The organism is Vibrio injensis (assembly GCF_001895205.1).
Taxonomy (GTDB): Bacteria; Pseudomonadota; Gammaproteobacteria; order Enterobacterales; family Vibrionaceae; genus Vibrio; species Vibrio injensis.
Window position 1 is genome coordinate 100484 of sequence record NZ_BDJF01000027.1, and the last position, 9584, is coordinate 110067.

At 43.7% G+C, this 9584-nt stretch carries 11 protein-coding genes; 4 read left to right on the forward strand and 7 right to left on the reverse strand.

Features of this window, described 5'->3' with window-relative positions:
* Positions 1 to 160: 160 nt before the first annotated feature.
* Entirely contained in the window at positions 161 to 685 is a 525-nt protein-coding gene (locus tag BSR11_RS17320; protein WP_072670696.1) for a hypothetical protein, read from the forward strand.
* A gap of 60 nt (positions 686 to 745) precedes the next feature.
* Here the strand turns inward: BSR11_RS17320 and BSR11_RS12590 are convergent, their stop codons facing one another.
* From BSR11_RS12590 to BSR11_RS12610, 5 genes are read right to left on the reverse strand one after another with little or no spacing between them, the layout of a single operon-like run.
* The gene (locus BSR11_RS12590) at positions 746 to 3298 is read right to left on the reverse strand and encodes a LuxQ periplasmic sensor domain-containing protein (RefSeq protein ID WP_072670697.1); all 2553 of its coding nucleotides are present in this window, start codon (positions 3296 to 3298) and stop codon (positions 746 to 748) included.
* 36 nt (positions 3299 to 3334) lie between these two features.
* Entirely contained in the window at positions 3335 to 4426 is a 1092-nt protein-coding gene (locus tag BSR11_RS12595; protein WP_072670698.1) for a substrate-binding domain-containing protein, read from the reverse strand.
* A 50-nt stretch (positions 4427 to 4476) separates the two neighbouring features.
* On the reverse strand, positions 4477 to 4758 hold the full coding sequence (locus BSR11_RS12600) for a GIY-YIG nuclease family protein (protein ID WP_072670699.1): 282 nt from the start codon (positions 4756 to 4758) through the stop codon (positions 4477 to 4479).
* A 2-nt stretch (positions 4759 to 4760) separates the two neighbouring features.
* Entirely contained in the window at positions 4761 to 5393 is a 633-nt protein-coding gene (locus BSR11_RS12605; RefSeq protein ID WP_072670700.1) for a YceH family protein, read from the reverse strand.
* Positions 5394 to 5435: 42 nt separating this feature from the next.
* Positions 5436 to 5639 (reverse strand): hypothetical protein, encoded by a 204-nt coding sequence (locus BSR11_RS12610; protein ID WP_072670701.1) that lies wholly within the window; start codon positions 5637 to 5639, stop codon positions 5436 to 5438.
* A gap of 100 nt (positions 5640 to 5739) precedes the next feature.
* Here BSR11_RS12610 and BSR11_RS17195 point away from each other — a divergent pair, with 100 nt between their 5' ends.
* The 3 genes from BSR11_RS17195 to BSR11_RS12620 all read left to right on the forward strand — a co-directional run bounded on the left by BSR11_RS17195 (position 5740) and on the right by BSR11_RS12620 (position 6940).
* Complete coding sequence (locus BSR11_RS17195) at positions 5740 to 5979, forward strand: hypothetical protein (RefSeq protein WP_139299841.1); 240 nt, start codon at positions 5740 to 5742, stop codon at positions 5977 to 5979.
* A 58-nt stretch (positions 5980 to 6037) separates the two neighbouring features.
* Positions 6038 to 6361: a DUF496 family protein gene (locus BSR11_RS12615; protein WP_072670702.1), complete on the forward strand. Its 324-nt coding sequence runs from the start codon at positions 6038 to 6040 to the stop codon at positions 6359 to 6361.
* A gap of 327 nt (positions 6362 to 6688) precedes the next feature.
* On the forward strand, positions 6689 to 6940 hold the full coding sequence (locus BSR11_RS12620; protein WP_072670703.1) for a YgjV family protein: 252 nt from the start codon (positions 6689 to 6691) through the stop codon (positions 6938 to 6940).
* A gap of 103 nt (positions 6941 to 7043) precedes the next feature.
* Here the strand turns inward: BSR11_RS12620 and glpK are convergent, their stop codons facing one another.
* Both glpK and BSR11_RS12630 read right to left on the reverse strand, forming a co-directional pair.
* Positions 7044 to 8564 (reverse strand): glycerol kinase GlpK, encoded by a 1521-nt coding sequence (glpK, locus tag BSR11_RS12625; RefSeq protein ID WP_072670704.1) that lies wholly within the window; start codon positions 8562 to 8564, stop codon positions 7044 to 7046.
* A 50-nt stretch (positions 8565 to 8614) separates the two neighbouring features.
* Positions 8615 to 9469 (reverse strand): MIP/aquaporin family protein, encoded by an 855-nt coding sequence (locus BSR11_RS12630; protein WP_072670705.1) that lies wholly within the window; start codon positions 9467 to 9469, stop codon positions 8615 to 8617.
* Positions 9470 to 9584: the final 115 nt, after the last annotated feature.

A 9584-nucleotide genomic window follows, 5' to 3' on the forward strand; every position in this document is an offset into this window, starting at 1 on the left:
CAAACGGATTAACTAAAGTTCGAACTTTGGTTAACCGCTCATTTTGCGCCTATTTTACCAGCAAAGTATGAATAGAAGATTGATTAATTTACTGAAATGGCCTGTAATTCGCATACGATTATTGTATCTTTACGCTTTCTTCTTCTAGGATGAACATTTCATGCTCCCAAGACTCTCTAGCAGCATTCTTTTATTGTTAGTAACGCTAACCTCACATGCCGCTTTCGCCAATAATTTTAATTACAACTTTTTTGAGATCAGAACGGCACTAAATCCTGAATCGTTCGGTGGAGAGTTTAATACTTATTTTACCGAAAATTCGCACATCATTGGCCGAGTCGATTCCCGTTTTGAAGGGGATTGGGATGCCGCCGTTGGTATGGGCTTCAATGGTCCAATCAACCCTTTTGCCGATATCTATGGCCAAATGCTCGTTCATAGCACACGAGGCAGTCGTGAGGAAGGCAGTAAAAATGACATGATGATCGAACTAAACGTCGGTACTCGAGTATGGCTGACCGAAACTTTAGAGGGGCATATGCGCATTGGCCGTAATGAGGATAACTCGATATTTATCGCGGGCATCCGCTTTCACTCAACCCAACAAATGGCACTAACCGCTGAAGTCCGTAATGCTGGTATTTGGGGACCACAAATTGGTATGGGAGTTCGCTTCCATTTTTAATCGATTAGTAGCATCCTCTCTGTTGTGATATCGACTTGAGCGCTGATACTTCAACAATCATCAGCGCTCTGAGTTAGCGCGTTCTTGTTTAAAAAAGCACAGAGCTTGATAAAACATCTCTTCCTTGAGCGGCTTCACTAACACGTATTCCGCTCCCGCCTCAATGAAGGCTTGTTGTGTCTCTAGCAAACCATCGGCAGTGCAGGCATAGATCGGTAACGAGCGTTTCATCTCATGCCGAATAATCCGCGTGGTATCAATCCCCCCCAAATAGGGCAATTGATTATCCATAAAAATCAGATCGTAATCTTGTTCCTTTACCCGCTCGATAGCTTGTAAACCATCACTGACCCAATCAACCTGTATTGAATATTTCTTACAAAACGCTTGTAAAATAAAGGCATTCGTACGGTTATCCTCTACCAATAATGCACGTACAGGCTGAGTAAATAATTGATAGCGATCCGTATTAGCCTGTTGGGCTTCCCTCAAGTCCTCATTAACAACAATACGAATAGGAAACTGCAAATCAAAACGCGTACCATAACCAATCGCTGATTTTACCGCGATTTCACCATGCAATAATTCAACCAAACTACTGACTATCGATAAACCTAAACCACTGCCGCCGTATTCGCGAGTCGTGGTCGATTCCGCCTGTACAAACGGCTCAAAAATGCGCTGTAAATCCGTTGCCGCGATCCCGATACCCGTGTCTTCTATGCAAATCATTAACCTATCGATGTCGCCTTGTTGAATAAGCCCTAATTTAATGCTAATCGACCCCTGATGGGTGAATTTAACCGCATTACTGAGCAAGTTGAACAAGATTTGATTTAGGCGTATTTGATCACTATACAAGCGAATTTCAGGTTCAATAGCACATTCAATCATTAGCTCAAGTCCCTTTTCTTTACATAGAGGGCCATAGATACGCTGAATCGCCGAAATCACATCCAGGATCGGAAAGTCACTATTTTGGATGAGAAATTTTCCCTGCTCAATTTTTGAAAAATCGAGAATATCATTCAACACAGCGAGTAAATGCTCACCGCTGCTGCACAATACATTCACTAACTCTTGTTGCTCTTGAGTAAGCGCGTTTTGTTTTAATAATTGAGAAGCACCTAAAATACCGTTTAATGGCGTCCGTAATTCATGACTCATTTTGGCGAGAAAATCAGCCCGCAACCGAGCAGATTCTTCAGCTTGTTCACGAGCGAGGCGGCTTTGCTGCTCTGCTTCCACCATCGACGTGATATCTTGTCCTTGAGTCATGATCGAAACAATCCGCTCATCTAATATGATCGGTGACAAATTCCATAAAATGGTTTTACCATCAAGCTCTGTTTTGAGCGCTTTGATAATGTTACCTTGTGCCGCTTGCTGTACCGCGACAATCAACTGAGGTTTTACCCGAGCAAAAAGAGAATGCTGTTGAGAATAATGACTGAGGAAATAAGCCTCAGCCGACGGATTCATGCGAATCAATCCCCCCTGAGCCGTCCATAGCAGAGTCGGCAATAACGAAAAATTAAAGAGATCCTCAAACTGTTTTTCTTGCTCGGCCAGTTGATGAAAGGTGCTTTCTAACGTACGTCCAAAGTGATCAAACTCAACAATTTGAGACCCCGGGAAATAGGCACCTTCACGTAGCTCAACCACTTGATGGGTATAGGTCATCAAACGTGCCATTTCGTTTTCAATTTTACGTTGTAACCACCAACGAACAATAATGAAAACGAAAGCGATCGCCGCAACGACAGCAAACATCCAAAATAAGTAATTATTACGCAGAGAAAGCGCATTTTGGTTACTCTGCACAGCGTATACCGTGAGAACGGTTGGCGCTCCGGCTAAAGTTAATGGTGTGCGACTCACTACATACTTACCATGAACGTCGTAACCTTCTTCGCCTTCTTTAACTACCTCATCCGCTTGATAAGCTTCTACCCCTGTGAGGGTAGAGGCTAACACGTGCTCTCCCGCAGCAAGTACCAGCTGTTGTGAGTCACTGCGCTCACGTAAGTTTTCGACTAAAGCAACATTATTATTCAGCACCAGACTAATGTATAAAAAACCTAAAGACTCACCGCTTACGGTATCAACAATCGGCGCGCGGCGAACCAAAAGGTAAACATCACCCATTACCGATGGCGTAGTGATTAAATGCCAATCATGACTAAAAGCCACTTGTTCAATAATATGAGTAAACGTGCTGTCCGCTAAACCATAAAACTGGGCATTGCCATCATCCCAAATCGGCTGACTGACATTAGCGACAAATCGAAAATCCGCCATATGGCTGATATCCGTTTGATCAATACTCAGAAAATACTGTTCCAGCTCATTGGTTAACCGACCGTGCAACGCATGAATTAAGGTGGCATTTTTCGCGCTGCTGTCTTGGTGGACTTTTAAGATAGTCAGACGAGAATTAAAGATATTCTGAATCAGATTAGCCGTTTGATTAGTGGTCCGTATCACTTCTTGAGAAATTAATCGGCTACTAACTTGATAAGTATGAAGTAAAAGACCAAGCGTTAATAAACTCAACGTCATCACTATCGCTCGACTGATCAGGGTCGCTATATTGTTTTTTTTATCAGCCATGATGAACCTCGGCACTGCAATTACCTTCAATCATGATTAGCGATCAGAATATCGGAACGCACGTTGTTTAAATCGCTCAACTTGTTCAGCGGTGGTCTCTTGGGTCACTAATTCAAATTCACCCGAGTAAACCAGTGGCACTGGCAAACCTGCCAGATCTCGTTTAATCGCTTCTGCCATCGCAATACCCGTATCGTCATTCATACGCATGACCGTGACTGCCAATCGGCCTTCTTGCAATGCCTCAAGTTCAGCCGAGCCTCCACCCCAACCATTAAGATAGATATCTTCACGTTCAAGCTCTTGCAGGGCTTTCGCTGCACCGAGCGCAATATCCGTCGAGCAAGCATAGAGAAAAGCGATTTTAGGGTTATTGTTAACGATATCGAGCGTCGCCTGATAGCCGCTTTCCACCGTGGCTGTGGTGTAATAAGACGAGGCTAAATGAAAATGGGCTTTAACATGATGGATAAAACTGTCTCCACGCGCTTCGCTAATATACCCTTCTGAAAAATACAGCACCGCATAATCTGCACCTTGTGGTCGCTTACGCTGGTAGAATTCGGCTAACTGCTGAGCACCAATTTCATGATCAAACCCCACATACAACAAAGGCTGACGCCCTTGCCAATGGCGGATGGGAGTAGTGATATTTTGTAAAATAACTTTCGTCTCTGAGTTATGCAGCACATGATCAATAAATTTTCGATGGCGCATGGTATCTAAGGTAAAAATCAGATAATCGGTTTTATTCTGCACCGCTTCCATTAAAGAAATGCTTTGCTGTCGGGTATCTAAACTTGGCCGAGTAAAAACTTGGTGTAATTGATATTTAATACCGAGTTCATGCATACGAGCTTCAAACGCTTTGATGTTACGTATCCAGTAGTCTGACACTTGCTGACCCGGATAGATGACTGAAATCGTGACGGGGCGCGTTTGCTCAAGTGGTAATGGCTCGGCTCTATTCTGGACACTTTCTGCCAATAAGTCAGTTAATACCTGTTGTTCGGGATGCGCATCCAAAAAGGCTTGATAATGCCAATAGTCACTCAGGATTTGCGAGGGATAGGCAAAGGCCGTGATGGGTAACCAGCTCAATAACAAAATCAGCAGTCTTTTCTTCATCCCACTTGTTATTCCTTATGGCTCGGTTTCGGTTATCTGCAACTCAGTGATCAGGGGAGATCAAATCCCCCCATAACTAAACGCTCTTTTTGCGCTTTGGTCAGGCTTTTGATCCGATGTTCTAATTGCAAAGCTTGGCTTTTACTCGGTCCAACATGGTGCTGCCACACTAAGCTAAGCGGGCCTTTACCACGCAAAGCTTTAGCGCCACGTCCTTGTTGATGTTGAATAAAACGCCGATCGATATCGGTTGTTATTCCACAATATAGTGCATTTCTAGACGTTCGGATCAAATAGACCCACCAATCTGAGTATTGAATGGGATCAGACATACTTAGTGATTGGTGATCAACGCACGTAATTCAGCCACTTCATGACGTAACATCGCCACTTGTTGCTCCAGTTCATCAATACGTGATGATGGTAACTCCATCTCTGTGCTTGCAGCGACACTGTGCATATCGACTTCACCGCAAAATAAATGCTGATAACGCGATTCTCGTTTCCCTGGTTCGCGAGCTAACTTAACCACCAAACCGCGCTCTAATAACTGCTCTAAAATACTTTCGGTTTCTTTCACATCACTAAAATGGCACAAACGGTTAGTACGAGTGCGCAATTCCCCCGGTGTTTGCGGGCCACGCAACAGCAAACAACAAATAACCGCTAATTCTTGGTTATTGAGCTTTAGATCACCAAACTCTGTGTTACAAAAACGATGCTGATACTTAGGCGTGCGACTATTAAAACTACTTTCATCACTGACTAGGCGACGGGCAATCAGCGCTTCAACCGTATCTTGTACCTGCGCCTCTGATAAATTGACTACCGGATCGCGATTACTTTTTTGATTACAAGCAGTCATCAAACTGTTCAGAGTTAATGGATAATATTCTGGCGTCGTGATCTCTTTTTCTATCAAACAACCGATAACCCGTGCTTCTAAAGCGGATAGTTCACTATGCATGTTGATTTCCTTCTAGTTAGCATCTGCACCTTGTACAGTAAATTAATGTTCAAGCATCAAACTCAAGCGGATGATTCTTCCTTGCTCATCAATGACAATCACTTTCGAACGGTTGAGCTCAATCTCACAAGCTAATAATTGCTCTCTTTCATGAAGATAAGCTTGGCGAAGCTGTTGATGGGCTTTGCTTTCATGGTGGGACGCAGATTGTTTAGGAATGACAATGTCTGAAAAACTAAGTAGCAAAGTATTGTCCTGTTATACGTTAAGGCAAAGAGAGATGACCGAATGGCTGAGACCAGTCCGAGCAATAGGCATACTTTATCTCCATACGCTGAGATAATCCATGCATCCGCAGAAATACGTATTGCAAAGCTGGTCAACGCAGCAAGTGGAAGGGTATAGCGTATTTCAAGTCCACAATACAAGCCCCGATAAAATAAAATCGATTTACTCGCTATTTATTGGTGATTTCTTGGTCAATACGGAAATAGGTTTGATCTTAGGTCTGTTATGCGCCTTTGCAATGTGTTTTAATTTCTCTGCCCAAGTTACCTCAAGAGGCAATGCATTCGTACCACGCTGAATTTGGCGTCTTGATATCGCCTGGGTAGATAGTGGCACTCATTATAGGAAAGGGATCTATGAACAGCGTATTTGAAATTGTGAGCTTGGCTCGTCGTAAGAACAAACTGAAGCGTGAACTGCTCGATAACGAGAAAAAAGTTCGCGATAACCGTAAACGTGTAGATTTACTGGAAAACTTAGTCGATTACATCAAGCCAGATATGACTCAAGAAGAGATCATTGAGATTGTGAAAAACATGAAGTCTGACTACGAAGATCGCGTCGATGATCATATCATCAAAAGTGCTGAAATTTCTAAAGAGCGTCGTGATATTAGCCGCCGGATCCGTGAGTTAACTGAGCAAGATAAACTCATGACCCAAGGTGGCGCTAAAAAATAATTGATTTCATATCAGTAAGCCGAATAAACATGAGATTTATTCGCTGCGATGCAAGTCCGCTATCAAGCGGACTTTCTTTTGTCATTTATTCAATAATCAACAAAATATGTAATAACAAAACTATTATTAGCATTAATCGTTTGCGTAATCGCTAACCCTCTCCGAAGCTATTTTTGAGGGTTTTATCACACATTCACCGTTGCTATAGTTTTAGTTAGTTAAATTAATCCAGCCATTATCGGTAAAGCGTTGTTCATTTTTCATCGTGAAAAGCAGCGTAGCGCGACTGACCCGGCTTGGGCCAACGGCAAGAGGAACACACAAATAATGGATATGAATATGGTTGATATCATGGGCTATGCGGCCTCTATCATGGTTGCAATTTCCCTAACGATGAAAGACATCGTAAAACTTCGCGTACTTAACTTTATTGGTTGTAGCTTATTTGTCGGCTATGGACTGATGATCGATGCTTGGCCAGTGGTCGCAACCAACGCCTTTATCGCTTGTGTTAATGTCTATTTTTTAGCTCGGATGCAACAAGCAAAAAAGAGTGAAGGCGTACAGAACGCCGCTTAAACTCTGTAACCAATTAAAAACCACGCGCCGAACAGTAAGAGACTCCGAGCGCGTGGTTTATCTTCACTAGTTTTAGGCTAGTTTATCCATCAGCGATATCGATTTAGTCCTCTTCGTGATGCTCAGCCGCCCATGATTGAGCGCACTTCACCGCACGTTTCCAACCTTTATAACGACGTTGACGTTTTTCTTCATCGTGGTGTGGCATAAAGGAGCGATCAATTTCTGCTTTATTTTTCAGCTCATCCAAACTATCCCAGAAACCAACCGCGATACCCGCTAAGTAGGCGGCACCTAACGCAGTCACCTCGGTCACTTTGGGGCGATGCACTTCAGTATCCAACACATCGGATTGGAACTGCATTAAGAAGTTATTGGCGACAGCTCCGCCATCAACTCGTAAAGCAGCCAATTTAATGCCTGAGTCCGCTTGCATGGCATCCAAAACATCTCGAGTCTGATACGCAATACTTTCTAATGTCGCCCGAATGATATGGTTCGAATTCACACCACGCGTTAAACCGACAATAGTACCGCGAGCATAAGCATCCCAGTATGGCGCACCTAAACCTGTAAAGGCAGGCACCACATAAACGCCATTGGCAGTATCGACCTTAGTAGCAAAATATTCTGAATCGTGAGCATCGGAAATTAATTTCAACTCATCACGTAGCCACTGAATGGATGCCCCACCCATAAACACCGCGCCTTCAAGAGCATAACTTGGCTCACCTTTAGGGCCACAAGCCAACGTCGTCAATAGACCATTTTTTGAAGTCACTTTCTCTTTGCCCGTGTTCATCAACAAAAAGCAGCCCGTACCATAGGTGTTTTTTGCTTGTCCTGCTTCAACGCACATTTGACCGTAAAGTGCCGCCTGTTGATCGCCAGCAATCCCAGCAATTGGGATACGAGTTCCGCCTTTACCACCAATGTTGGTTTGGCCATACACTTCTGAAGAAGACTTCACTTCAGGCATCATGCTTAATGGAATATCAAACTCTTTGAGGATTTTCTCATCCCAGTGTAAGTTATTGATATTAAATAGCATCGTCCGAGAAGCGTTGGTGTAATCCGTAACATGAACACGACCTTGAGTCATCTTCCAGACCAACCACGTATCTACCGTACCAAACAGCAGTTTACCCGCCTGCGCATCTTCACGGGCTCCGGGGACGTTATCTAAAATCCATTTGACCTTAGTGCCTGAAAAATAAGGGTCAAGCAGTAAGCCAGTATTCTCACGCACATACGCTTCTAACCCATCACGCTGTTTTAGTTGCTCACAAATTTCAGCGGTACGGCGACATTGCCAAACAATCGCATTATAAACGGGTTTCCCCGTCTCTTTGTTCCAAACAATGGTGGTTTCACGCTGGTTGGTAATACCAATCGCGGCAATTTCATCACTACGGATGCCCGATTTGCCCAGCACCTCAATCAATGTTGAACTTTGTGTAGCATAAATTTCCATTGGATCATGTTCGACCCAACCAGCTTGTGGATAAATCTGAGTAAATTCACGCTGAGAAACACTGACGATATTGGCATCATGGTCAAGCACGACCGCCCTTGAGCTGGTTGTACCTTGATCCAATGCAACCACATATTTTTGCTCAGTCATGGTCTATTCCTTATTCACGTTCTAATAAATGGGTTAATAAATTATGCACGTTAAACATGTGCTTGTTCGTTATCTTCTACCACATCGCATTGATTAGGTATGGTACAGCCCGTGCCTTCTGTTGGCAGGTAAGCAGCGATAAATTTAGGGTAAGCCCATGCACCAAAACAAGCTCCAGCAATCGGCGCAATGATCGGCACAATAAAGTATGGGATCTCTTTCGCTCCGGTTAGGGCATAATCCCAACCAGCAAAATAAGCAAATAATTTAGGTCCAAAATCACGAGCTGGGTTCATTGCAAAGCCAGTTAGTGGGCCAAGAGAGCCACCAATGACAGCAATCAAAATACCAATCAATAGTGGGTTCATCGCGTTACGATGCGCACCATTATTCTCATCACCGAGAGCGAGAATGACAAACATCAGTACTGCGGTGATCACAAACTCTACGGATATTGCCCCAAAGAAAGAGAGAGAAGGATGAGAATAGGTCGAGAAAATCCCTGCGGTCGCTAAACCAGCTTCACTGCTACGGACAAAATTGTGGGCGATTTCATAATCGACAAAAAGGTTGCTGTATAAACCGTAAACCAGCGCAGCAGAACAGAATGCCCCAAGCAATTGCGCGATAATGTAGGGCAGTACTTTCGCTTTATCAAAACCATGAAATGCAGCTAAAGCGATGGTCACCGCTGGGTTAATGTGTGCACCGGAAACACCTGCGGTACAATAAATAGCAATGGCGACCCCAAGTCCCCAGATAATACTAATTTCCCACTGACCAAATTGCGCTCCAGTCAGTACTAGCGCAGCGACACAGCCTACGCCAAAAAATATCAGCAATCCTGTGCCGATAAACTCTGCGATACACTCTCCTAAAAGAGTCTGTTGTTTTGTTCGAGCCATAAGTAAGTGTCCTTTTCCGTTTACACCGTTATTGCACACCGCCACAGGGTGATACGGGGCAAAATCTCGCATAAAAAGATCACTTCGAAAATGAAAAAACCTCACAAATGAGCGT